Annotated in this window: 23 protein-coding genes; 7 read left to right on the forward strand and 16 right to left on the reverse strand. The window is 67.7% G+C overall.

The genetic code is table 11. The features are described from left to right. Positions 1–59: 59 nt before the first annotated feature. The 3 genes from K3551_RS17715 to K3551_RS17725 form a co-directional block, all read right to left on the reverse strand. The gene (locus K3551_RS17715; RefSeq protein WP_259916365.1) at positions 60–719 is read right to left on the reverse strand and encodes a class I SAM-dependent methyltransferase; all 660 of its coding nucleotides are present in this window, start codon (positions 717–719) and stop codon (positions 60–62) included. Further along, entirely contained in the window at positions 716–1783 is a 1068-nt protein-coding gene (locus K3551_RS17720; protein WP_259916369.1) for an FAD-binding oxidoreductase, read from the reverse strand. The genes K3551_RS17715 and K3551_RS17720 overlap by 4 nt, the downstream gene beginning before the upstream one ends. Before the next feature lie 72 nt (positions 1784–1855). Further along, a complete protein-coding gene (locus tag K3551_RS17725; protein WP_259916372.1) occupies positions 1856–2788 on the reverse strand; it encodes an aldo/keto reductase in 933 nt (310 codons plus the stop codon). A 131-nt stretch (positions 2789–2919) separates the two neighbouring features. On the opposite strand from K3551_RS17725, the gene K3551_RS17730 reads away from it, so the two are divergent. Further along, a complete protein-coding gene (locus K3551_RS17730; RefSeq protein WP_259916376.1) occupies positions 2920–3252 on the forward strand; it encodes a helix-turn-helix transcriptional regulator in 333 nt (110 codons plus the stop codon). Beyond that, positions 3245–3724 (forward strand): SRPBCC domain-containing protein, encoded by a 480-nt coding sequence (locus tag K3551_RS17735; RefSeq protein WP_259916379.1) that lies wholly within the window; start codon positions 3245–3247, stop codon positions 3722–3724. Before K3551_RS17730 ends, K3551_RS17735 begins: the two co-directional genes overlap by 8 nt. Positions 3725–3812: 88 nt before the next feature. On the opposite strand, the gene K3551_RS17740 is transcribed toward K3551_RS17735, so the two are convergent. From K3551_RS17740 to K3551_RS17790, 11 genes are all read right to left on the reverse strand, one after another. Then, a complete protein-coding gene (locus K3551_RS17740; protein WP_259916382.1) occupies positions 3813–4904 on the reverse strand; it encodes a BMP family ABC transporter substrate-binding protein in 1092 nt (363 codons plus the stop codon). 51 nt (positions 4905–4955) lie between these two features. Further along, positions 4956–5885 carry an ABC transporter permease gene (locus K3551_RS17745; protein ID WP_259916385.1) on the reverse strand — a complete coding sequence of 310 codons (930 nt, stop codon included), beginning with the start codon at positions 5883–5885 and terminating at the stop codon, positions 4956–4958. Further along, positions 5886–6170, reverse strand: a complete 285-nt coding sequence (locus tag K3551_RS17750; protein WP_259916388.1) for a hypothetical protein — start codon at positions 6168–6170, stop codon at positions 5886–5888. Beyond that, positions 6167–7249 carry an ABC transporter permease gene (locus tag K3551_RS17755; RefSeq protein ID WP_259916391.1) on the reverse strand — a complete coding sequence of 361 codons (1083 nt, stop codon included), beginning with the start codon at positions 7247–7249 and terminating at the stop codon, positions 6167–6169. The genes K3551_RS17750 and K3551_RS17755 overlap by 4 nt, the downstream gene beginning before the upstream one ends. Positions 7250–7372: 123 nt before the next feature. Further along, a complete protein-coding gene (locus tag K3551_RS17760; RefSeq protein WP_259916394.1) occupies positions 7373–8887 on the reverse strand; it encodes an ABC transporter ATP-binding protein in 1515 nt (504 codons plus the stop codon). Further along, on the reverse strand, positions 8884–9759 hold the full coding sequence (gene xdhC, locus K3551_RS17765) for a xanthine dehydrogenase accessory protein XdhC (RefSeq protein ID WP_259916397.1): 876 nt from the start codon (positions 9757–9759) through the stop codon (positions 8884–8886). The genes K3551_RS17760 and xdhC overlap by 4 nt, the downstream gene beginning before the upstream one ends. After that, entirely contained in the window at positions 9756–12089 is a 2334-nt protein-coding gene (gene xdhB, locus K3551_RS17770) for a xanthine dehydrogenase molybdopterin binding subunit (protein ID WP_259916400.1), read from the reverse strand. Before xdhB ends, xdhC begins: the two co-directional genes overlap by 4 nt. Next, positions 12086–13459 (reverse strand): xanthine dehydrogenase small subunit, encoded by a 1374-nt coding sequence (xdhA, locus tag K3551_RS17775; protein WP_259916402.1) that lies wholly within the window; start codon positions 13457–13459, stop codon positions 12086–12088. Before xdhA ends, xdhB begins: the two co-directional genes overlap by 4 nt. Before the next feature lie 115 nt (positions 13460–13574). Next, positions 13575–14042: an SRPBCC domain-containing protein gene (locus K3551_RS17780; RefSeq protein ID WP_259916404.1), complete on the reverse strand. Its 468-nt coding sequence runs from the start codon at positions 14040–14042 to the stop codon at positions 13575–13577. Then, positions 14039–14485: an SRPBCC domain-containing protein gene (locus K3551_RS17785; RefSeq protein WP_259916406.1), complete on the reverse strand. Its 447-nt coding sequence runs from the start codon at positions 14483–14485 to the stop codon at positions 14039–14041. Before K3551_RS17785 ends, K3551_RS17780 begins: the two co-directional genes overlap by 4 nt. Next, positions 14482–14820: a helix-turn-helix transcriptional regulator gene (locus K3551_RS17790; RefSeq protein WP_259916408.1), complete on the reverse strand. Its 339-nt coding sequence runs from the start codon at positions 14818–14820 to the stop codon at positions 14482–14484. The genes K3551_RS17785 and K3551_RS17790 overlap by 4 nt, the downstream gene beginning before the upstream one ends. A 104-nt stretch (positions 14821–14924) precedes the next feature. On the opposite strand from K3551_RS17790, the gene dnaE reads away from it, so the two are divergent. The 3 genes from dnaE (at position 14925) to K3551_RS17805 (ending at position 20541) form a co-directional block, all read left to right on the forward strand. Then, positions 14925–18443 carry a DNA polymerase III subunit alpha gene (dnaE, locus tag K3551_RS17795; RefSeq protein WP_259916409.1) on the forward strand — a complete coding sequence of 1173 codons (3519 nt, stop codon included), beginning with the start codon at positions 14925–14927 and terminating at the stop codon, positions 18441–18443. A 75-nt stretch (positions 18444–18518) separates the two neighbouring features. Continuing rightward, positions 18519–19385, forward strand: a complete 867-nt coding sequence (locus K3551_RS17800; RefSeq protein WP_259916411.1) for an HNH endonuclease — start codon at positions 18519–18521, stop codon at positions 19383–19385. Then, positions 19378–20541 (forward strand): hydantoinase/carbamoylase family amidase, encoded by a 1164-nt coding sequence (locus K3551_RS17805; RefSeq protein ID WP_259916413.1) that lies wholly within the window; start codon positions 19378–19380, stop codon positions 20539–20541. Before K3551_RS17800 ends, K3551_RS17805 begins: the two co-directional genes overlap by 8 nt. Before the next feature lie 104 nt (positions 20542–20645). On the opposite strand, the gene K3551_RS17810 is transcribed toward K3551_RS17805, so the two are convergent. Then, a complete protein-coding gene (locus tag K3551_RS17810; RefSeq protein ID WP_259916415.1) occupies positions 20646–21107 on the reverse strand; it encodes an Lrp/AsnC family transcriptional regulator in 462 nt (153 codons plus the stop codon). 107 nt (positions 21108–21214) lie between these two features. Between K3551_RS17810 and K3551_RS17815 the strand changes: the two genes are divergently transcribed. Both K3551_RS17815 and K3551_RS17820 read left to right on the forward strand, forming a co-directional pair. Next, positions 21215–21433: a DUF6356 family protein gene (locus tag K3551_RS17815; RefSeq protein ID WP_259916416.1), complete on the forward strand. Its 219-nt coding sequence runs from the start codon at positions 21215–21217 to the stop codon at positions 21431–21433. Between the two features lie 3 nt (positions 21434–21436). Further along, positions 21437–22252 (forward strand): class II glutamine amidotransferase, encoded by an 816-nt coding sequence (locus K3551_RS17820; protein WP_259916418.1) that lies wholly within the window; start codon positions 21437–21439, stop codon positions 22250–22252. Here the strand turns inward: K3551_RS17820 and K3551_RS17825 are convergent. Beyond that, positions 22239–22931 (reverse strand): response regulator transcription factor, encoded by a 693-nt coding sequence (locus K3551_RS17825; RefSeq protein ID WP_259916420.1) that lies wholly within the window; start codon positions 22929–22931, stop codon positions 22239–22241. The two genes, K3551_RS17820 and K3551_RS17825, sit on opposite strands and share 14 nt — an antisense overlap. Positions 22932–22941: the final 10 nt, after the last annotated feature.

A 22941-nucleotide genomic window follows, 5' to 3' on the forward strand; every position in this document is an offset into this window, starting at 1 on the left:
GCGACCGCGGATCAGAGCGTTCGGATGCTCCGGTCAAATCCGCCGGGGATTTGCGCGCGCTAAAGCGGCGCGCGCCCGTCCGGTGCCTTGCGCGCCAGAAGCATCACGTTGTTCGCGGGCATCTCGACCACCTCTTGCGTGAAATCCAGGACGCCCAGCACGGTCTGCAGCACCGCGATGTCTTTCAAACCTACCTCTGCGTCCTTGGCCCGCAAAGCCGCGTCAAATTGCGCATCGCCCTCGCTGCTCGCCTGGCCGTCGCGCAGAAACGGTCCGTAAATCGCAAGAATCCCGCCCGGCGTCAGCGCCTTGGCCGCCTCATCCAACAGCACGGCCATCTCTGCATCCGAGATCAGATGCAGCAAGTTCACCACGACGATGGCGTCGGACGCCTGGGTGACGGCCCACCCCGGAACGCAGGCATCCAGGTCGCCCGCGGGCGCGACATTCTGCAACCCTGCGCAGCGTGCGTCGATCGCGACACGCCGCGCACTGTCGGGTTCTGTCGGGTGAAAGGTCAAATCCGGACGGTGCGCGGCCAGCGCCGCGATATGCTGCCCCGTGCCCGAGGCCAGTTCCAGCACCGCGCCCTTGCGTGGCAGGCGCGGCAACAGCACGTCCAGAATCGGCGCTTGGTTGCGCGCCGCCGCGGGCGCGGTCATCAGGCCGTCGGCCTCGACCGGTGGATCCATCCCCAACAGGCGCGGACGCCGCATCATGCGAAGCGCCTCGGGTCCAGCGCGGCCACCACGCTCGCGTCCAAGGCCGGGGTCCGGCCAGCCACCAGATCGGCCACCAGAGTCGAGGCCGCCGGTGCCGTCTGAAAGCCGTAGCCGCCCTGCCCCGCAACCCACCAGAACCCCTCGGTCCCGGACGGGCCAAGCGCGAGGGATCGGTCCGGGGTGAACGTCCGCAGGCCGGCCCAGCTGGCAATCGGGCGGGTGACCGGCTCGGTCACGGCCTGCGCATAGCGGTCCAATCCCTCGGCCAGGTCCATATCCTCGGACCAGGCGTCCATCGGGGCCGACGGCGTCTCATCCGCGGGGGAAACGATCAACGCGCCTGCGTCGGGTTTGGCGTACCAGCTTTCGCCTGCGCCCAGCATCATGGGCCAAGGGGCCACATCGTGCCCCCCCGGTGCCGCGATCCGCGCGACAGAGCGGCGACGCGGCACCAGGCCCAGGGGCCGCACACCCGCCAGCCCGGCCACCCCGTCGGCCCAGGCCCCGGCCGCGTTGAACACCATGCGCGTCGTCGTTGAATGCCCCTGCGAGGTCACACGCCAGCCCGCGCCGTCGCGGGTAATAGCGGTGACCGGGCGGTTGGTTTCCGCCGCGCCGCCAGATGCGCGAATCTGGCGCAAGGCGCGCTGTTGCAGCGCGTCGGTGTCCAGATCGAAGGCTTCGACATCATAGGCCGCGCGCGCCACGGTGCCCGACAGGATCGGAACAAGGGCGCGCGCCTGGTCGGTACCGATCTCCTCCATACCCATCGCTTTGATATCGTTCTGAAACGCCGTTTCCTGCCCGGCTTGGGCCAACAGCATCAGACCGCGTGGCGACAGATCCCCACAGGCCGCATGGGCCGCGTGCGAGGCGCGGTTGAGCGCGATGGTCGTTGGCAGGCCATAGCTTTCCTCGAACATGGCAGCAGAGCGGCCCGAGGCTTGCGTCCCGAACTGCGACTCCGCCTCCCACAAGACGACCCGTCCGATGCGTGACAAAGCGGCACCAACGGTCACCCCGGCAACGCCGCCACCGACGATTAAGAAATCGTTATCCATGCCGGCGAGTCATACATGCATGGCCCTGACGCTCCAAGCTCCGGGCCGGAAATGGTGGGTTTCCAGATCGTGTCACGCCTCTTCGAGGCGGTCCGTGGCGGGGGGCGGCGTGGGCGACAGCGCGGTTGTACGGGCATAGAGATCATCGTCCAGGGTGACCGACAGCGCCGCAAGGGATGGGGCCAGTTGCGCGGCGGACCGGGCCGAGATAATGGGCGCGGTCACGGCGGGATGACGCATGGCCCAGGCCACGGCGAGCGTCGCGGGATGCATCCCGGCCTCGGATGCGAGGGCGGACAGATCGACGGCGGCCCGGTGCATCCAGTCTTGCCCGTAACGCGCGGCGTAGCGGTCGTCAGTGCTGAGCCGGCCGGTATCTCCGGAGGCGTACTTGCCAGTCAGAAGACCGCCACCTAGTGGGGAATATGGCACGATATCAATATCTTGATCCTGCGCCATCGGGAAGATTTCGACCTCGGCCTGACGTTTGACCAAGGAATACATCGGCTGCATCATTTCGATCCGCAGATCGAAGGTCGCGGCGACGGCCTGGGCCTTCATCACCTGCCAGGCGGCGTAGTTGGACACCGCGATGTGACGGATGGTGCCCCGGTCCTTGAGACCGGCCAGGGTTCCGAAGGTTTCTTCCAGCGGCGTGCCCCCGTCCCAGCGGTGCATGTAAAGGACATCGACCGTGTCCAGCCCCATGCGCGACCGGCTTTCATCCAGACTTGTCAGGATGTTATCGCGACCGGCCCCGCCCGTGTAGCTGGCCTTGGTGGCAATGATCAGGCTGTCACGTTCGTCGCGGACAAAGCGCCCGAGGAAGGTCTCGGAGGTGCCGCCGGTATAGACGTGGGCCGTGTCGAAGAAGGTCACGCCTGCTGCGCGGCAGGCATCATACATCCCCTGTGAGGCAGCTTCGTCGGCGGTTCCGCCGAATTGCATGGCTCCGAAACAGAGGGGCGAGAGCGGGGTGCCATCGGGCGCGGTGATTTTGGTCATGGCGCGGAGTTTGCCCCATTTTGGGGGAAACGACAGCGGGGATTTTCACGTTTTGGGGGAAAATACCCATGCCGGAGACTGGCATTATTTAACGATTCCATTATTTAACAAATCGGTTTATAACAAGTGCCATGACCGACCCGCTCGACCTTGCTTTCGCCGCCCTCGCCCATCCGACCCGACGGGCCATCCTTGATCGCCTCTGCACGGGTGAGGCGACCGTCAACGAGCTCGCCGAGCCGTTCGAGATGAGCTTGCCCGCCGTGTCCCGGCACCTTCGGGTTCTGGAGGACGCGGGGCTGATCACACGGGGGCGCAAGGCACAGACGCGGCCCTGCCGGATCAACCCGGATGCATTGGCCCGGGTCGCCGCCTGGGCGGAGGGCTACCGCCCGATCTGGGAGCTGCGGTTCGACACGATGGCCAATCTGCTGGCCGCTGAACAGGAGAGCGACGATGACTGACGAACAGACCTGGGTGCGAATCATCCGCAACTTTGCTGCCCCGCGCGCGGCGATCTGGAAGATGTGGACGGACCCGGCGGCCTTTGCCCAGTGGTACGGGCCCCGTGGCATGTCAGTTCCGGTGGCGGAGATGGACCTGCGGGTGGGCGGCCTCCGGCGGATTTGCATGACAATGGACGCACCGGACCGGGACATGACCATGTGGTTCACCGGCGTCTTCAAGGAAATCCGGGCACCCGAACGGTTGGTCTACACCGAAAGCATGTGCACCGAAGACGGGACGCTGATTTCTCCCGCATCAATGGGCATGCCCGAGGGCACACCGGATGTAACCGAGGTGATCGTGGAGCTGTCGGAGACGGCAGACGGCACGCGCATGACGATGGTGCATGTGGGGGTCCCCGAAGGCTCCGCCGGGGCGGGCGGCTGGGCGCAGGCCTTCGATAAGCTGGACACGGTGCTGGCGAGCTGAAGCAAAGAAAACACCCGGCACCAAGGAGATGTCGGGTGTGTCTTGTAATGTGGGGCGGGGTATACCCCGCCCTGTTTGCCGGTCCCGATCAGTTCGGGATATCGCCGGTCAGACCTTCGACGTAGAAGTTCATGCCCAGCAGGGTGCCGTCGTCGGCGACTTCGCCGTCGGCCAGCCAGGGCGTGCCGTCCTGCTTGTTGATCGGGCCGGTGAACGGGTGGTAGCTACCGTCGGTGATCGCGGCGATCATGGCTTCGGCTTCGGCTTTTACCTCGGCGGGGACTTCGGCGGTGATTTCGCCGATGACGACCTCGCCCTCGGGCATGCCGCCCCAGCTGACGGTCTGCTCATAGGTGCCGTCCATCAACTCGCCCACGCGCTTGACGTAGTAGGGGGCCCAATCGTCGATGATCGAGGCGATGCGCGGGTTGGGCGCAAAGGCATACATGTCCGACGCCTGACCGAAGGTGAACACGCGGCCGCCGTTTTCGTTGGCCTCCTGCGCGGCGGCAGACGGTGCGGTCGAATCGGTGTGCTGCAGGATCACGTCGACGCCCTGGTCGATCATGGCGCGGGCGGCGTCGGCCTCTTTGGCGGGGTCGAACCAGGTGTAGGCCCAGGTCACGACCATCTCGACGTCGGGGTTCACCTTTCTGGCGTGCAGGAACGACGAATTGATGCCCTGAATGACCTCGGGGATCGGGAAGGACGCGATATAGCCGATCTTGTTGGTCTCGGTCATGTGGCCGGCGATGGTGCCAGTCACAGCGCGGCCTTCGTAGAAGCGCGCGTCATAGGTGGAGACGTTCGGATGTTCGCGCTTGAAGCCGGTGGCGTGCTCGAACTTCACGTCCGGGAACTTGGCCGCGACGTTGTTGGTCGGGTCCATGTAGCCAAAGGAGGTGGTGAAGATGATGTCGGCCCCGCCCAGCGCCATCTGGGTGATCACCCGCTCGGCATCGGCGCCTTCGGGGACGTTCTCCTGATAGACGGTCTCGACCTTGTCGCCGTAAGCTTCCTCTACGGCAAGACGGCCCTGGTCGTGCTGATAGGTCCAGCCGCCGTCACCGATGGGGCCGACGTAGACGAATCCGACCTTGGTCTTCTCGTGGCCATCGGCGAAGGCCGCGCCGGTCAGGCCCAGCGCGATGGCGCCGGCAAGTAGTGCCTTGAGTTTCATGATATCTCCCAGGTTGTTGGATGCCCGTGCGGGCGTGGTTGGAAGCCTCTCTCAGGTGGAGGCATGGAATGGTTTGCCAAGGCTGGCGGGCGCATCCCCGCCGCGTCCGGCACGACGGGAAATAAGCACGAGCACGAGGATGGTGACAAGGTAGGGGGCCGCCGACAGCAGCTCTACCGGGACCTTGGCCCCCGCCGTCTGCAGGTTCAGCTGCAACACCGTGATGCCGCCGAAAAGATAGGCACCGATCAGAACGCGCCCCGCCTTCCAGGAGGCGAAGACCACAAGCGCCAGCGCGATCCAGCCCGCGCCCGCGGTCATGCCCTCGGTCCATTGCGGCACCCGCACCAGCGTCAGGTAGGCCCCGCCCAGACCCGCGCAGGCCCCGCCAAAGGCAATCGCCAACAGGCGCACCCGGCGCACGTGATAGCCCAGCGCGTGGGCGGCCTCATGGCTTTCGCCCACCGCCCGCAGGATCAGGCCCCCGCGCGTGAACTTCAGAAACGCCCAGACCGCGACGGTCAGAGCGACCGAAACATAGACGATGGGGTCATGCCCAAAGACCACGCGCCCGAAGAAGGGGATGTCCGACAGCGGCCCCAGGTCGATCCGCGACAGGCTGTCGACCTTGATGCCCACGTAACCCTGACCCAGCAGAGACGACAGGCCCAGTCCGAACAGCGTCAGCGCAAGGCCTGTGGCCACCTGGTTCGACAGCAGAACCTGGGTCAGGAACCCGAACAGAAGCGCCATGACCGCGCCGCCCACCATCGCGGCCACGAACCCCGCAGTGACGGAGCCGGTCTCGATGGCGGCGATGAAACCGGTGACGGCGCCCATGATCATCATGCCCTCGACGCCCAGGTTCAGCACGCCCGCCTTTTCCACCACCATCTCGCCCAAGGCGGCCAGCAGGATCGGCGTGGCCGCCACCATCAGGGACGCGATCAGCAGGGTGGGGGAGATGGCGGAAAGATCCATTCAGAGAGTCCCGTGCAGGGTGACAAGGCAATGGGTGCAGATCAGCGCAAAGCCCGTGACCGCAGCCACCGCCATGGGGCGCGGCATCGCGGTGAGGGGCCGGTGCCGGGCGAGGCGCGCGCGCAAACCGGGCAGCAACAGCGCCGCGGCCGCAAGGCCCAGAAGCGCCCCGATATGGGCCAGGACGAAGGCCAGACCGGCCCCCGCCCAGGGACCATGGACCATCAGGGGCACCATCGCCCCCATCCCGAGGCCCATCAGCGGCGCCATATGTGCATGGGTCATGCCGCCCCCCCCTGTCCGATGCGCAAGCGGAAGTTCGAAAACACATCTAGCGCCAGCAGGAAGAACAGAAGCATGCCCTGAAACGCGCTGATCGCCGAGGCGGGCAGGCCGAGGTCCGTCGACGCATTGTCGCCCCCCACGTAGGTCAGCGCCATCAGCAGGCCCGCCAGCAGGATGCCCACCGGGTTCAATCGCCCGAGGAACGCCACGATGATCGCGGTGAACCCATAGCCGCTGGCGAAATCGATGGAGATCTGGCCCGCCGGTCCCGTCACCTCGAACAGGCCCGCCAGACCGGCCAGCACACCGGCAAAGCCCAGACAGAACACCACCAGTCGCGCAGGCCGCACGCCCGCAAAGGCCGCCGCCCGCGGGGCCGCGCCGGTCAGGCGGATCTGAAACCCCATGAGATGCCGCGCCAACAGGATCTGCGCAAAGATGACCGCAATCACCGCCAGCACCACGCCCCAATGAATCCCGGTGCCCGCGATCAGTTCCGGGTTGGCCGACGCGTCCCACCGGCTCAGGTTGCGCGACCCCGGAAAGCCCACCGCCTCCGGGTTGCGCAGCCAGGACACGGCTGCCGAGGCCAGCAGGTTCTCGGCCACATAGACCAGCATCAGCGAGACAAGGATTTCGTTGGTGCCGAACCGGATACGCAGAAAGGCCGGGATCATCGCCCAGGCGAACCCGCCCAGCGCCCCCGCAGCCACCATCAGCGGAAAGATCAGCACCGACTCGGAGGGATAGAAGGCCAGGCCCGCCGCCGCCCCGCAGATCGCACCGACGATGTATTGTCCCTCGGCCCCGATGTTCCAGATGCCTGCCCGGAACCCCATGGCCAACCCGACCGCGATCAAGATCAGCGGCCCGGCCTTCACCAGCAGCTGACCCCGGAAATACCAGGCAAATTCGCCAAAGACCGGATCCCAGAAAATCGTGCGGATCGCCTCGAACGGGTTCTTGCCCAGAAAGGCGAACATCAAACCGCCCGCGAACATCGTCAGCACGACCGCGACCAAAGGCGAGGCCGCCTGCCAGGCGCGCGACGGCGTCGGTCGCCGTTCCAGCCGGATCATGCGCGGCCTCCTGTTTCTGCTCGGCGAGAATACTCCGGGGGCCGAGCCCCCTGCCCGACCCGCCCCGGGCGGAGCGCAAATCCTTTCCAAAGGATTTGCTCAAAGTTTGATATCAAACTTTGGCTACCCATGGGCGACCTCCAGATCGTGGGCCCCGCCCAGCATCAGACCGATCCGTTCGATCGTCAGGTCCGCCGTCGGCACCGAAGACCCAAGCCGCCCTTCGTTCAACGCGGCAAATCGGTCGGATACCTCCAGCAGCTCATCAAGATCCTGCGAGATCACGATCACGCCCGCCCCCTCGGCCACGAGATCCAGCAGGGCCTGCCGGATCGCCGCCGCCGCCGAGGCGTCGACCCCCCAGGTCGGTTGGTTGACCACCAGAACGCGCGGATCCTGCAGGACCTCGCGCCCGATGACGAATTTCTGCAGGTTGCCGCCCGACAGGCTGCGCGCGGCCACGCCCGGGCCGGGGGTGCGCACGTCGAAGGCGGCGATCACCTCTTCGGCGAACCCCTTGGCCCGCCCCCAGTCCAGAAAACCACGGGTCAGCATGCCCTTGCGCGCCGCCCCGGTCAGGGCCGCGTTTTCGGTCAGGGACATGTCAGGCGCGGCGGCGTGGCCCAGCCGTTCCTCGGGGCCGGTCAGCAATCCGGCGGCGCGGCGCGCCGTTGGGCCTGCGCGCGACAGGTCCGCGCCCTCCAACGTGACGCAGCCAGAGGCCGACAGCCGCTCACCGGACAAAGCCGCCAGCAATTCGTCCTGACCGTTGCCCGCGACGCCACCGATGCCCAGCACCTCGCCGGCACGTAGATCCAACGAGACATCGCGCAGGGGCGTGCCGAACTGGCTCAGCGGGGGCAACGACAGCGATTTGACCGAAAGCAGCACCTCACCCGTGGCCCGGCCCCGCCCCTTGGGCGCGGTCAGCTTGGTGCCGACCATACGTTCGGCCAGTTCCGCGGCCGAGGTCTGGCGCGGGTCGCATTCGCCCACGACCTTGCCACCGCGCAGGATCGTCGCCGCATCGCAAAGCGCGCGGATCTCTTCCAGCTTGTGAGAAATATAGAGGATCGCCGTCCCCTCGGCCGACAGTTTGCGCAGGGTTGCAAAGAGGATCTCCACCTCCTGCGGGGTCAGCACGGAGGTCGGCTCGTCCATGATCAACAGGCGCGGATCCTGCAGCAGGCAGCGCACGATTTCCACCCGCTGGCGTTCGCCCGCCGACAGGTCACCGACGCGGCGTCCGGGATCCAGCGGCAGGCCATACGCCTCGGACACGTCGCGGATCCGGGCAGCCAGGTCGCGCATCGGGGGCGGATTTTCCATCCCCAAGGCTACGTTTTCGGCCACCGACAGGGCCTCGAACAGCGAAAAGTGCTGAAACACCATCGCCACGCCCGAGGCCCGCGCCTCGCGCGGCTCTGCCGGGGCGTAGGGCTGTCCGGACAGGGTCATGGTGCCGCGATCGGGCTTTACCAAGCCGTAGATCGTCTTGACCAAGGTCGATTTGCCCGCGCCGTTTTCGCCCAGCAGGGCATGAACCCCGCCTTCGGCGATTGCAAAGGACACATCCTCGTTGGCGACCACGCCGGGATAGGCCTTGGTCAGCCCGTCAAGTGTCAGCAATGGCGTCAAGCGGCCGTCCCTTCCTGCGCAGCCTCTGCGGGCAGCTGGGCAGACAGTAGACCCGCCGCGACGCCCACGGCAATGGCCTGTGGGTGACTGCCCAATTCGGGGGCACCGATGGGGCAGCGGATTCGCCCTATTTCCTTGGGGCCATGACCCAAACTTGCCAACCTTGTGCGAAACCGTGCCCATTTTGTAGGCGACCCGATCAAGCCGCAGGCGGAAAATCCATGGGTCAACGCGGCGTGGCACAGTGCCAGGTCGATTTCATGGCTGTAGGTCAGGATGAAATGCTCCGCCTCTGCCGGAGCCAGCGCCATGGCGCGCGGCATGTCGGCGGCGGCGAGTGGGGTGATGCCCGGCGGCAGGTCGGGCATCCGCGCGGGTTCGTCGATCACGGTGACGGCCAGGTCGGGCAATGGGGCCAGCACCGCGGCCAGCGCCTGGCCCACATGTCCCGCCCCCCAGATCCAGATAGGACGGCGGGCCTGCGCCCCTTCGCGCAACCAGCCATCGCGGAAACCATAGGGGCCCGCAGGCTCTGGCGCGGTGCCCTCGACCCGGCGCGCCCAGGGGGTCGCGGGCAGCGCCGCGATCCGTTCCACCACCAGGGTGACCGCGCCCCCGCAACACTGGCCCAGCGCGGGGCCCAACGGCATCCGCACCACCCGCGTCTGGCCGCAGGCCAGGACCGCGCGCGCCAGATCCAGCGCGCGCCATTCCAGCGCGCCGCCGCCGATCGTGCCCGCCACGATCCCGTCGCGCGCCAGCATCTCCGTTCCCGCCCCCCGCGGGGCGGAGCCCCGTGCCTCGGCCACCACGACACGCGCGACCGGTCCCCCGGCAAGCGCGCGCGCCAGTGCCTGCGCATCCAGCGTCACGCCAGCCCCCGCACCGCCTTCAACACCTGTTCGGCCGTCGCCGGGGCCTGCAGGTCGGGCCAGCCGTCGCCGCAGGCCCCGACCGCCTGGGCCAGGGCCGACCAGACGCTGATCCCGTGCATGAACGGCGGCTCGCCCACCGCCTTGGAGCGATAGACCGTGTCTTCCCGGTTCGCCCCCTGCCACAGCGCGACGTTGAACACTTCGGGCACGTCTGAGGCGCAGGGGATCTTGTAGGTCGAAGGCGCGTGGGTCCGCAGCCGCCCCTTGCCGTCCCAGACCAGTTCCTCGGTCGTCAGCCAGCCGGCCCCCTGGACGAAGGCGCCCTCGACCTGTCCGATATCCAGCGCGGGGTTCAGGGACGCGCCCGCATCGTGCAGGATGTCGGTGCGCAGAATGCGGTTCTCACCGGTCAACCGGTCGATCACCACCTCGGAACAGGCCGCCCCATAGGCGAAGTAATAGAACGGCCGCCCCCAGCCCGCTGCCCGATCCCAGGAAATGTCGGGTGTGGCGTAAAAACCGGTCGCGGACAGCGAGACGCGGGCGGCGTAGGCCTTGGCCGCCACCTCCTCGAAGCCGTAGCCCGCGCCCGCCACATGGACCCGGTCACCGGCAAAGACGACCTCTGCCGGGGCCACCTGATGCTCTGCCGCGAGGAACGCCGCCATCCGGTCGTGGATCGTATCGCAGGCCGCCTGCACCGCCATGCCGTTCAGATCCGCCCCCGATGACGCCGCCGTGGCCGATGTGTTGGGCACCTTGGCGGTATCCGTCGCCGTGATCCGCACCCGCGCCAGGTCGCACCCAAACCGACTGGCGGCGATCTGCACCACCTTGGAATGCAGGCCCTGCCCCATTTCGGTGCCGCCATGGTTGAGATGGACAGAGCCGTCGGCATAGACATGCACCAGCGCCCCCGCCTGGTTCAGATGGGTCAGCGTGAAAGAGATCCCGAACTTCACCGGGGTCAGCGCGATCCCGCGCTTTAGTCTCCCATTGTCCGCGTTCCACGCCGCCACCCGCGCCCGGCGCCCGGCATAGTCACACCGCTCCGCCAGTTCCCCCACCAGCCCGTTGAGACAGAAATCCGTCACAGCCTGGCCGTAATGGGTGCGCCCGTTGCGGCCCGGTCCTGGTTTCTTCTCGGCCGAAATACTCCCGCCGGAGGCACCGACATCGCCCTGCGCGTCGTCGTAGAAATTGACGCGCCGCACGGCCAGCGGATCCATGCCAAGCACGTGCGCCACGTGATCCATGATCCGTTCGATCCCGATCATCCCCTGCGGCCCGCCAAATCCCCGGAACGCCGTGGCTGATTGGGTATTGGTCCGCAGCCGCCAGGACGTGATTTCCATCGCGGGGATGTCATAGGCGTTGTCCGCATGCAGCATCGCCCGGTCCGCCACCGGCAGCGACAGGTCCTGCGCCCAGCCACAGCGCACCCAGTGTCGGAACCGGACGCCGACCAGGCGTCCGTCATCCTTGTAGCCGACGTCATAGGCGATGCGGAAATCGTGGCGTTTGCCGGTGACCACGAAATCGTCGTCACGGTCATACCGCATGCGGGTGGCGCGCCCGGTGCGCGCGGCGACCACGGCACAGGCCACGGCCAGCGCGTTGCCCTGGCTTTCCTTGCCGCCGAACCCGCCGCCCATGCGCCGCACTTCGGATCGCACCGCGTGCATAGGTACGCCCAGCGCATCGGCCACCTTGTGCTGGATCTCGGTCGGGTGCTGGGTGGAGGTGAGGATGTGCATCTCTCCGCCCTCGCCCGGCAGGGCCAGGGCGGCGTGGCCTTCCAGATAGAAATGCTCCTGCCCGCCCAGATCGAACTGACCTTCCAGACGGTGCGGGGCCGCGGCAAGGGTGGCGTCGACATCGCCGTCGGTCCAGGTCCGGGGGCCGTCGTCGAACCAGCTTTCGGCTGCCAGCGCATCCTCGATTGTCAGCAGGGCGGGCGTCTCGGTCACCTTCGCCCTGTGCAGGCGCGCGGCGCGGCGGGCGGCCAGGTGGCTGTCGGCCACGACCAGATACAGCGGCTGGCCCGCGTAATGGATCGTGCCGGTGCACAGCAGCGGCTCATCGTGCAGCGACGGCGAGCAGTCGGGCATCGTCGCAAAGTCGTCCGGCGTCAGCACCGCCACCACGCCGGGGGCCGCCCGCACCGCCGAGACGTCCAGCGCGTCGAGCGTGCCAGATGCCACCTCAGCCAGCCCGAACGCCAGATGCAAGCATCCTGCCGGGGCCGGGATGTCGTCGGTATAGCGCGCCGCGCCGGTGACATGCAGGCGCGCGCTTTCGTGCGGCAGGGGTTTCGCGACGCTCATGCCCGCACCTCCAGAAGGCCGGGGGCTTCCGGCGAGGTCAGCTTGTGGAACGTGCCCATGATCACGCCGCGCGCGGCCTGCAGCCGGTAGGCGGCGCTGGCGCGCATGTCGCTGAGCGGGGTGAAATCCCGGGCCAGTGCCTCGGCCGCGGCGGCGAAGGCAGCCTCGGTGACGGGCTGACCGTCGAGCGCCGTCTCGGCCTGACTGGCGCGTTTCGGGATGCCCGCCATACCGCCAAAGGCGATGCGCGGCGCGGTGATCTTGCCGTCCACGACGGGCAGGTTCAGCGCGGCGCAAAGCGCGGAGATATCCTGATCGAAGCGCTTGGAGATCTTGTGGCAGTGCAGGGTATCGGCTTGGCGCGGGATCGAGATGGCCTCGACGAATTCACCCGGCGCGCGGTCCTGTTTGCCGTAGTCGAGGAAGAAATCCTCCAGCGGCAGGGCACGGCGGTCGTTGCCACGGCGCAGATGCAGCGTTGCGCCCAGCGCGATCAGGGGCGGCGGGCTGTCCCCGATCGGGGAGCCATTGGCGATATTGCCGCCGATCGTGGCGGCATTGCGCACCTGCACCGATCCGTAGCGGCGCAGCAACTCGGCAAGGGACGGGTGGTGCGGGGCGATGGCGTGGCGCAGGGTTTCCATGTCGGTCATGGCCCCGACGCGGATGGTGTCCTCGGTGGTCGTCACCCCCTTCAGGTCGTCGCAACCGTTCAGAAAGGCGACCGGGCCCAGGTCCCGGAATTGCTTGGTCACCCAAAGACCCACGTCGGTGGCTCCGGCGATCAGGGTCGCCTTGGGGTTGGCGGCGAACCACTCTGCCAGGTCGTCGGCGCCGCGTGGGTGGAATGCGTCGGATGCGCGTATCTCGGGCCCCGTCGTGACAGGGTCGCGCATCTGGGGCGGGACCGGCGCGGTCTCGATCGCGCGGGCGGCGCGCAGGATCGGAGCGTAGCCCGTGCAGCGGCACAGGTTGCCCGCGATCTGATCGGCGTGGTCGCTGTCGCCACGGGCGTGGGCGGCGGCCAGCGTGGTCAGAAAGCCCGGCGTGCAAAAGCCGCACTGGCTCCCGTGTTCGTCGATCATCGACTGCTGGATCGGATGCAGGGTGCCGTCGGGGGCGGCCAGCCCCTCGACCGTGCGCACCGCACGGCCCGCCAGCTGTGGCAGGAACAGGATGCAGGCATTCAGCGCGCGGGGGGCCCCGTCGGGGCCGGTGACGACAACGGAACAGGCACCGCAGTCGCCTTCGTTGCACCCCTCCTTCGTACCGGTCAGGCCGCGGGCGCGCAGCCAGTCCAGCAGGGTCGTCGTGGGGTCGTCGGTCGTGGCGGTGACGTCTTCGCCATTCAGGCGGAAGGGGATCTCCATGGGGTCAGGTCCGTCGCGTTACCGGTCCGGCCCGGATGTCCCCCCCGATGCGACGTAGAGGAGGCGGGCGCTGACCTCATTAGGACCAGCGCCCGCCAGATTTGCAAGCGCGCCGTTACAGCCCCGTTGCCAGAGCGCCCAGTTGTTCAGCGGCCGTGCCCCATCCTTGGTCGAAGCCCATGGCGGCATGGGCCTCGGCGTCCTCTGCGCGGGCGTGGGACAGGGTCACCTCGTAGTGGGTGCCGCCGTCCTGCGGTGTCAGGCGGACATCGGCGGTGAAGACAAAGCCCCCCTCGGCGGGGGGCGGCGCGGGGACGAAGCCGGTTTGCAGCGCTGAGGTCCAGACCAGGCGCGTGCAGGGATCCGCCAGCAAGATGCAGCCGGGTGGCATCGGCATGTCGGTGCCGTCGGGCGACCGCATCGTGACCTGAAAGATGCCGCCCGGGGTCGGGTCGATCCGGACGTCGGGCGTGGTCCAGGGGGCGGGGGCGAACCAGCGCTTCAACAGATCCGCCTCGGTCAGGCAGCGCCAGACGCGCGCGGGATCGGCAGGCAGGTCGCGGGCAAGGCGGAGCGTCGTCATGTTGCAAGAAAGGCGTCGAGCCCCTCCAGCGCGGCGGTCCAGCCGCCCTCTACCTCGCCCAGAACCTCTGGCGCGTAGGCCAGGATCTGCAGCGTCAGGTCCAGGCGCGTCCCGTCGTCCCCGGCCACGATGTCCGCGTTGGCCAACGTGATGGCGAGCGCGGCACCTTCGGCCTGGAGGGTTTCGGCATAGGCCACGCGCGTGGCGGGTTCCAGGACCAGCCAGTCGGTCTGCACGGTGACATAGGGATTGCCCTTCGGCCCGCAGAGCGCGGTCTCGCGCGCGCCCTCGACTGCGGGGGGCACCGTGCCGATCTCGACGACCATGTCGGGCCCGGGGGTGCCCCATACCTCCCGCGCGCGGGGGTCGATCAGGGCGTCATAGACCCGGCCCGGCGCGGCCTTGAACCGGCGGGTGAGGGTCAGCGTCGTCGTTTCGGTCATCTGTCTGTCCTTTCGGGGTCTGTCTCTTCGAGCAGCAGTTCCAACCGGTCCAGCCGCGCCCCCCAGCTGGCACGCTGTCGGTCGATCCAGGTTGTCGCCTCGGCCAGCGCCTCTGGATGGAGGGTGCAGATACGGATGCGTCCCTGTTTGCGGGACCGGACGAGGCCCGCCGCCTCCAGCCGGGCGAGGTGCTTGAGAAAGCTGGGCAGCGCCATGTCATGCGGGTCGGCCAGGGCCGACACACTGGCCTCGCCCGCCGTCAGGCGCGCGACGATGGCGCGGCGGGTCGGGTCGGCCAAGGCGGCAAAGAGGGCGTCGAGGGATTGGTTATCCATGTGGCTATGTATTCTGCAAACAGCCGCGACGTCAAGGATAGTTTCCCAATTGGCTAAGCGTTGTGCCCCTTACGGTGCGCCGGTGGGCGGGCTACATCTGGGCCATGTCTGATCCCCGATTCATCCACCTGCGCCTGCACACCGAATACTCTTTGCTGGAGGGGGCGGTGCGGCTCAAGAAACTGCCCGATCTGGTCGCGGGCGCGGGCATGCCCGCCGTGGCCGTCACCGACAGCAACAACATGTTCGCCGCGCTGGAGGCGGCGACCGGGCTGGCGGGGCGTGGCATTCAGCCGATCATGGGCTGCCAGATCGACCTGATGCACGACCCCGCCCAGCCGGGCGAGAAACCCCGTGCCCCCGCCCCCATCGTCCTGCTGGCCAAGGACGAAGGCGGGTACGAGAACCTGATGCGGCTGAATTCCTGCCTGTACCTGTCGCGGCCCGACATGCTGCCGCAGGTCACGGTGGAGGAGCTGGAGGAGTTTTCCGCCGGGCTGATCTGTCTGACCGGGGGGCCGGACGGGCCGCTGGGGCGGCTGGTCACGGCAGGGCAGGAGGCGAAGGCAGAGGCATTGCTGGACCGGTTGCACGGGATCTACGGCGACCGGCTGTATGTGGAGCTGCAGCGGCATCGCCAGCCGGAACCGACGGAGCGATTCCACGTCGAGGCGGCCTATGCCAAGGGCCTGCCGCTGGTTGCGACCAACGACGTCTATTTCCCGGATGCAAAGATGCACGAGGCGCATGACGCCCTGCTGTGCGTGGCCGAAGGGGCCTATGTCGACCAACAGGCCCCGCGCCGCCGGGTGACCCCCGAACACCGGTTCAAATCCGCGCGCGAGATGGCGGCATTGTTTGCCGATCTGCCGGAGGCGTTGGAAAACACGCTGGAAATCGCGCGGCGCTGTGCGTTCAAGACCTATGGCCGCGATCCGATCCTGCCGAAATTCGCCGAGAACGAGATCGAAGAACTGCGCCGTCAGTCGCAAGAGGGGCTGGAGGCGCGGCTGGCCGTGATTCCCCACGCCGCCCCGGTCGAGGAGTATCAGAAGCGGCTGGAATACGAGCTGGGCATCATCGAGGGCATGGGCTTTCCGGGTTACTTCCTGATCGTGGCCGATTTCATCAAATGGGCTAAGGACCACGACATTCCCGTCGGACCGGGCCGGGGGTCAGGCGCGGGGTCGCTGGTGGCCTATGCGCTGACGATCACGGATCTGGACCCGCTGCGCTATGCCCTGCTGTTCGAGCGGTTCCTGAACCCCGAACGGGTGTCGATGCCCGACTTCGACATCGACTTCTGCATGGACCGCCGCGAAGAGGTCATCCGCTACGTCCAGGAGAAATACGGCCGCGACAAGGTAGGGCAGATCATCACCTTCGGCGCGCTTTTGTCCAAGGCCGCCGTGCGCGACGTGGGCCGCGTGCTGGGCATGCCTTACGGCCAATGCGACGCCCTGTCGAAGATGATCCCGGTCGAAGGCGTCAAGCCGGTCAGCATCACCAAGGCCCTGGCCGAGGAACCCCGCCTGCGCGAGGAAGCCCGCGAGAGCGAGCAGGACCGCCGCGAGGGGCGCACCAACCCGGTCAAACGCCTGCTGGACTATGCCGAAAAGCTGGAAGGGCTGCTGCGCAACGCCTCCACCCACGCGGCGGGCGTGGTGATCGGGGACCGGCCGCTGGACCGGTTGGTGCCGCTCTACAAGGACCCGCGGTCGGACATGCCGGCGACGCAGTTCAACATGAAGTGGGTGGAAAAGGCCGGATTGGTCAAATTCGACTTTCTGGGCCTGAAGACCCTGACGCAGGTGCAGAACGCCGTCGAGCTGATCCGCGCGCAGGGACGCAACCTGCATGAGGCCGCCGATGGCCGCCGCCTGTATGATCCGGCGCCGGGGACCGAGAACGACATCAACCTGATCCCGCTGGACGACGAGGCGAGCTATGCGCTCTATTCCGCCGCGCGGACGGTCGCGGTGTTCCAGGTGGAATCCACGGGGATGATGGACGCGCTGCGGCGGATGAAACCCACCTGCATCGAGGACATCGTGGCGCTGGTCGCGCTCTATCGTCCGGGCCCGATGGAGAACATTCCGAAGTATTGCGAGGTCAAGAACGGGTTGAGCAGCCGCGACACGCTGCATCCGTCCATCGACCACATCCTGGACGAGACCCAGGGCATCATCGTCTACCAGGAACAGGTGATGCAGATCGCGCAGGAAATGGCGGGCTATTCGCTGGGCGGCGCCGACCTGCTCCGCCGGGCCATGGGCAAGAAGATCCAGGCCGAGATGGACGCGCAGAAGCCGATCTTCCTCGAAGGCTCCGCCAAGAACGGGGTCGATGCCAAGAAGGCCGACGAGGTCTGGGCGCTGCTCGACAAATTCGCCAACTACGGCTTCAACAAGTCCCACGCGGCGGCCTATGCGGTCGTCAGCTATCAGACCGCCTGGCTGAAGGCGAACCACCCGGTCGAGTTCATGGCCGGGATCATGAACAGCGACATCCACCTGACCGACAAGCTGGCCATCTATGCCGAAGAGGTCCGCAAATCGACCGAACGCGGCGGTCTGGGCCTGGAGATCGTGCCGCCCTGCGTCAACCGGTCCGAGGCGCGGTTCACGGTGCGCGACGGCAAGCTGGTCTATGCCTTGGGCGCGCTGAAAAACGTGGGCGCGGATGCCATGGGCCTGCTGGTCGAGGGGCGCGGCGAGACGCCGTTTGCCACGCTCTATGACTTCGCGCGCCGGGTCGACCTGAAGCGGGTGGGCAAGCGCCCGCTGGAAATGCTGGCGCGCGCCGGGGCCTTTGACGAATTGGATGGCAACCGCGCGCGGGTGCTGGATTGCCTCGACGGGTTGGTCGGCTATTCGGCGGCGATCCATGAACAGCGGGCCTCGAACCAGGTGTCTCTGTTTGGCGAGGCAGGCGAGGATCTGCCCGAACCCCGCCTGCCCCACCGCGACGACTGGCTGCCTGCCGAACGGCTGGGCGAGGAATTCAAGGCCATCGGCTTTTACTTGTCCGGGCACCCGCTGGACGACTACATGCCCGCGCTGAAACGGCAGGACATCAAGACCCTGGCCGAGGTGCAGGAAATGACGGTCGCGGGACCGCGGCTGGCCAAGATGGCGGGGATCGTATCGGCCCGGCAGGAACGTAAATCGGCGCGCGGCAACCGGTTTGCCTTTGTGCAGGCGTCGGACCCGACGGGGGCCTACGAATGCATGGTCTTTTCCGACACGCTCGACGCATCGCGCCACCATCTGGAGGCCGGTTGCCGTGTGATCCTGCAATGCGAGGCCACGCAGGAAGCCGACCAGTTGAAACTGCTCGCCCGTGCCGTCACCCCGATGGACGAAGCCGTGGAGGCCGCGCCCCAGGTCGGCCTGCGCATCTTCGTCGAAGGGGCCGCGACCCTGGCCCCGCTGGCCGGCTTGCTGGACCGCGTCTCCTCCGAAAGCACGACGCGGGGGCGGGGACCGGTGCGTCTGTGCCTGCTGGGCGACGACCTGCCCGGCGAAGTGGAGCTGGAGCTGCCGGGCGACTACCCGGTCAATCCACAGATCAAGGGGGCCCTGCGGTCCCTGCCGGGCGTCGCGCTGGTGGAGGAGGTGTGACCCGGCGCGACCTGCCGTCGGAGACTGTGCCACGATGCCCTTGCCAGTCTTTGGTTTGGATGGCCTGATCCCCGCATGAAAGCGATCCTGCGACAGAACGAGACCTCCCGCTACCGCGACGAACCGGGCGTGCGCTATCATTTCCCGAACCAGTATCTCGGCGTGCTGTCGGAGTGCGTGGGCGATTGGGTCGTCATCTATGGCAAGGTGAACGGGGCGCTTGGCTATCATTCAGTGCAGAAGGTCCGGTCGATCCGCCCAGATCCCGACCTTGCCGATCATTCCTTCGCCGAGCTGGACCGCGCCACGCTCCAGCAGTTCGAAACCTTCGTTCCCCGGTTCCGGCCCGGCGGCCTCCCCTACGAGACCAGTATGACGCGCGCCCGGGGCATCAACACCGCCTCCGTCCGCCGCCTGACCGAGGCAGAGTTCGCGGCCATACTCGACACCGGCCTACAAGAGATCGCGGACATCGACGCCCACCCCCGCAGCGGCCCGCTCTATGACATGGCGGAGGCGCAGGTGCCCTACGCCATCGACCGACACCAGATCCTCACCTCGCGCCCGCGGCGCGACGCGGCCTTTGCCCGGATGGTCCGCCGCGCCTATCGCGGACGCTGTGCCATCTCCGGGTTGCGCCTGCGCAACGGCGGCGGGCGGGCCGAGGTCCAGGCCTGCCACATCATGTCCGTCGCCGACGGTGGCCCGGACACGCCCGACAACGGGATTGCCCTGTCAGGCACGCTGCACTGGATGTTCGACCGCGGGCTGATCCGCGTGGCCGACGATCATTCCCTGCTGATTTCGCACAACAAGGTGGATCTGCCGACGGTGGAACGTCTCGTGAACCCCGAGATGCGACTGATGCTGGATGACGTGGAGCCCAGAGACCGCCCGCACCCCGCCTATCTGCGCTGGCATCGGGAGAAAGACTATGCCTGACCCCGCCCGCTTCCTCGCCGACCTGCACGCGCTCCGCGCTATCGGCGCGCAAGGCACCGGCGTCGTGCGCCGGGCCTTCGACGCGGACGACATCCGCGCCCGTCTCTGGCTGGCGGACCGTTTCGCACAGGCCGGGCTCGACGCCCGCATCGACGACGCCGGCAATGTCTGGGGCCTGGGCGGCCCGCTTCTGATCGGCTCGCACACCGACACCCAGCCCGAAGGCGGATGGCTCGACGGGGCCCTGGGCGTGATCGCAGGGTTGGAGGTGGCGCGCGGCAATCCAGGCGTCTCCGTCGTCAGCTTCCAGGATGAGGAGGGGCGCTTTGGCGCGACCACCGGATCCGAAATCTGGTCCGGCGCGCTGCCGCTCGCGCAGGCCGACGGGCTCGCCGATCTGGACGGCGTGACCTTTGGTGCGGCGCGCGCGGCCTTGCCCGCAACCGGCACCGCCCCCCTGCCCGCGCGGTTCAACGGATATCTGGAACTGCACATCGAACAGGGCCCGGTTCTGGACACCGCGGACGAAACGGCGGGCGTGGTCACCGCCATCGTCGGCCTGCGGCAGGTGACGGTCACCCTGACCGGGCAGCAGAACCACGCGGGCACCACGCCGATGCCTCTGCGCCGGGACGCGATGACCGGTCTTGCCGCCGCCCATGAGGCCGTGGCGCAGGCGCTGCGCAATGTGGCGACGCCGCTGTCGGTCTGGACAATCGGCCACGTGACCTTGCACCCGAACGCGCCCTCGGCGGTGCCGGGCCGGGTCCGCTTTACCGTGCAATGGCGCGACGCGGAGGCGGCCCGACTGGACCGGATGGAAACGGCCATCCGCGCCGCCCTGACCCGGATCGCCGGGACGCTGGACCTGACCCTCGACATATCCGACACCGCCGGCCTGCCGCCGGTTGCCATGGACAGGGCACTGCGCACCGCGCTGGCCCAGGCCGCCGAAACGCAGGTGCCGGGCCGCTGGCGCGAGATGCCGTCGGGTGCCTTGCATGATGCGACCAATGTGTCCCACCATCTGCCCGTCGCGATGCTGTTCGCCCCCTCCATCGGGGGCATCAGCCATGATTTCGCCGAAGACACCGCCGAGGCCGATCTGATCGCCTGCCTCAAGATCCTCGACCGCGCGGCCCGCACGCTCGTCTGATCTTCCTCTGGCCATAAATACCTCCGCCGGAGGCCACGGCCGGGCGGGGGCTCGATGCCCCCGTCCGGCCGCATCCCGCGCGACGCCGGACAGGCGGCGCAACCTCAGATCGGCAGCTCCGTCGTGTCCTTGATATCCTCCATCACGAAGCTGGCGGAGATGTCGGCGATGGGCACACGCGCGATCAACGCCTTGTAGAAGCGGTCGTAATCCGCCACGTCCGCCACCCGGACCCGCAGGACATAGTCCAGGTCCCCGGTCATGCGGTGCGCGCCCTGGATTTCCGGCATCGCGGCAACCGCCTGCTGAAACCGGTCCAACCAGCCGGACTCGTGCTGGCCCACTCGGATCAGGACGAAAACGGCCAGGCCGAGGCCCAGGGCATCGGGGTTCAGGTGGGCCACGCGGGCGCGGATCACGCCTGCCTCTTCCATCCGCCGCACACGCCGCCAACAGGCGTTGCGCGACAGGGCCACCCGGTCGGCCAGCTGATCAAGGCTGAACGTGGTGTCTTTTTGCAGCAACCGCAGGATTCGGCGATCTATCTGATCAATTTCTGGACGCATTCGTGGGATATTATCCCAATATTTCCTCCCTGAACAGGACGATTTGAGACGCCTTCGCGGACCATTCCGTCCAGACTGATCGAAATCGCAGCAAGGAGACCCTCGCAATGGCCCAGATCGACAGCTTCATCCGCGCGTTCCGCGACCACCCCGCCTCGGTCGACGAAACCTATTTCGGGCACATGCGGTTTGCGCTGGGCTTTGCGGGGGCGCTGTTCCTTGCGGGTGGGGCCGCCCTGTTGCATGCCTTCCTGCCGCCGGTCTGCGAGACGACGGCCAGCCGCAAGGTCAAGGAACTCCACGCCCGCATCCACAACCGGCACTGATCCATGTGCCGGATGCTTGGCTACGCCGGCCCGCCCATCGCGCTCGAGCGGATCGTCACCCGGCCCCGCCATTCCCTGCTGGAACAGGCGCAGCACGCCGATGAGGCCAAGCTGGCCGTCAATGGCGACGGCTTCGGCATGGCCTGGTACGCCGACGGCGTGGACGAGCCGGGGGTCTACCGCGACGTCATGCCCGCCTGGTCGGACAGCAACCTGACCAGCCTGTGCCGCGTCATCCATTCCGGCCTGTTTCTGGCGCATGTGCGCGCGGGCACGACCGGCGGCACCAGCCGGGCCAATTGCCACCCCTTCAGCCATGGCCGCTGGAGTTTTTGCCACAATGGCCAGTTGGGCGACTTCGGCGCCCGGCGGCGGGTGCTGGAGGGGCTGCTGCCGGACGATCTGTTTGCCCGGCGGCAAGGGGCGACCGACAGTGAGCTGCTGTTCCTGCTGATGATCGCCAACGGCCTGAACCGGGACGCGCCCACGGCCATCGCCGAAACCCTGGCGATGATCGGGCAGGGCCAGGCCCCGGACCGGATCACCTGCGTCATGTCCGACGGTGCGCGCATCCTGGGGTTCCGGCATGCCAGCGACGGGCGGGCGCCGACGCTTTATGTCAGTCGCGGCACGCTGGACCACGGCGGGCGGGCGCTGGCGTCCGAGCCGCTGGATGGGGTGCCCGCGAACTGGATCGCGGTGCCCGAAAATACGCTCGTCACGCTCGCGGGGGGCGTTCCGGCCCTGTCGGCGCTGGACCTGCCGGCCGCCTTGACGGCGCCGACAGACAGATCGCCACGGCAGGTCAGTCCCAACTGACGTCGCCCAGAAACAGATAGCCCGCGCCGTAGATCGTCTTGATCAGTTGCGGGTTGCGCGGGTCCTCGCCCAGCTTGGCCCGCAGGCGCGAAATGCGCACGTCGATGGCCCGATCGAAGGCTTCGGAGGCGCCCCCTCCCAAGGCGTCCTGCATCTCGGCCCGCGTCAACAGGCGCCTGGGCCGGTCGAGGAACAGGCGCAGCACCGCCCCCTCGGCCTGGCTGAAGGTGGTCTCGCCGTCCGGTCCCGACAGGGTGTAGCCGTCGAAATCCACGGTCCAGCCGTTGAACCGCGCCCGGCTGCCGCCCTGAGGCGCTGGCGTCTTGCGCAGACGCGCGCGGACGCGGGCAACGATTTCGGCCGGCGCAAAGGGTTTGACCACATAATCGTCGGCCCCCAGTTCCAGACCGGTGATCCGGTCCTGCACCTGCCCCCGGCCTGAAATGATAATGATCGCCGCCCCGCCTTCCAGCGCCAAGCGCGAGACGACGGCCAACCCGTCACGGTCCGGCAGGCCCAGATCGACCAGGCAGACATCGGGCGGCGCACGGCGGATCGCGGCCTCGAAGGCGTCGGCGCGGGCATGCGCGGTCACCTGCATGCCCGCGTCGGTCAGGGCGCGGCTGAGGCTGTCGCGGATGACCGGATCGTCGTCCAGAATGGCGATTGCGGCGCTCATCGCGCCGCCC

It is taken from the genome of Jannaschia sp. M317, from assembly GCF_025141175.1.
Classification (GTDB): domain Bacteria; phylum Pseudomonadota; class Alphaproteobacteria; order Rhodobacterales; family Rhodobacteraceae; genus Jannaschia.

Bases quoted from the DNA above. Each gene is read 5' to 3' on its own strand.
- K3551_RS17805 (WP_259916413.1), top strand. From the start codon at position 19,378: ATGCCTGACCCCGCCCGCTTCCTCGCCGACCTGCACGCGCTCCGCGCT.
- K3551_RS17730 (WP_259916376.1), top strand. From the start codon at position 2,920: ATGACCGACCCGCTCGACCTTGCTTTCGCCGCCCTCGCCCATCCGACC.
- dnaE (WP_259916409.1), top strand. From the start codon at position 14,925: ATGTCTGATCCCCGATTCATCCACCTGCGCCTGCACACCGAATACTCT.
- K3551_RS17720 (WP_259916369.1), bottom strand. From the start codon at position 1,783: ATGGATAACGATTTCTTAATCGTCGGTGGCGGCGTTGCCGGGGTGACC.
- K3551_RS17755 (WP_259916391.1), bottom strand. From the start codon at position 7,249: ATGATCCGGCTGGAACGGCGACCGACGCCGTCGCGCGCCTGGCAGGCG.
- K3551_RS17800 (WP_259916411.1), top strand. From the start codon at position 18,519: ATGAAAGCGATCCTGCGACAGAACGAGACCTCCCGCTACCGCGACGAA.
- K3551_RS17725 (WP_259916372.1), bottom strand. From the start codon at position 2,788: ATGACCAAAATCACCGCGCCCGATGGCACCCCGCTCTCGCCCCTCTGT.
- K3551_RS17810 (WP_259916415.1), bottom strand. From the start codon at position 21,107: ATGCGTCCAGAAATTGATCAGATAGATCGCCGAATCCTGCGGTTGCTG.
- K3551_RS17790 (WP_259916408.1), bottom strand. From the start codon at position 14,820: ATGGATAACCAATCCCTCGACGCCCTCTTTGCCGCCTTGGCCGACCCG.
- K3551_RS17825 (WP_259916420.1), bottom strand. From the start codon at position 22,931: ATGAGCGCCGCAATCGCCATTCTGGACGACGATCCGGTCATCCGCGAC.
- K3551_RS17820 (WP_259916418.1), top strand. From the start codon at position 21,437: ATGTGCCGGATGCTTGGCTACGCCGGCCCGCCCATCGCGCTCGAGCGG.
- K3551_RS17750 (WP_259916388.1), bottom strand. From the start codon at position 6,170: ATGACCCATGCACATATGGCGCCGCTGATGGGCCTCGGGATGGGGGCG.
- K3551_RS17745 (WP_259916385.1), bottom strand. From the start codon at position 5,885: ATGGATCTTTCCGCCATCTCCCCCACCCTGCTGATCGCGTCCCTGATG.
- K3551_RS17785 (WP_259916406.1), bottom strand. From the start codon at position 14,485: ATGACCGAAACGACGACGCTGACCCTCACCCGCCGGTTCAAGGCCGCG.
- K3551_RS17715 (WP_259916365.1), bottom strand. From the start codon at position 719: ATGATGCGGCGTCCGCGCCTGTTGGGGATGGATCCACCGGTCGAGGCC.
- xdhA (WP_259916402.1), bottom strand. From the start codon at position 13,459: ATGGAGATCCCCTTCCGCCTGAATGGCGAAGACGTCACCGCCACGACC.
- K3551_RS17740 (WP_259916382.1), bottom strand. From the start codon at position 4,904: ATGAAACTCAAGGCACTACTTGCCGGCGCCATCGCGCTGGGCCTGACC.
- K3551_RS17815 (WP_259916416.1), top strand. From the start codon at position 21,215: ATGGCCCAGATCGACAGCTTCATCCGCGCGTTCCGCGACCACCCCGCC.
- K3551_RS17735 (WP_259916379.1), top strand. From the start codon at position 3,245: ATGACTGACGAACAGACCTGGGTGCGAATCATCCGCAACTTTGCTGCC.
- K3551_RS17780 (WP_259916404.1), bottom strand. From the start codon at position 14,042: ATGACGACGCTCCGCCTTGCCCGCGACCTGCCTGCCGATCCCGCGCGC.
- xdhB (WP_259916400.1), bottom strand. From the start codon at position 12,089: ATGAGCGTCGCGAAACCCCTGCCGCACGAAAGCGCGCGCCTGCATGTC.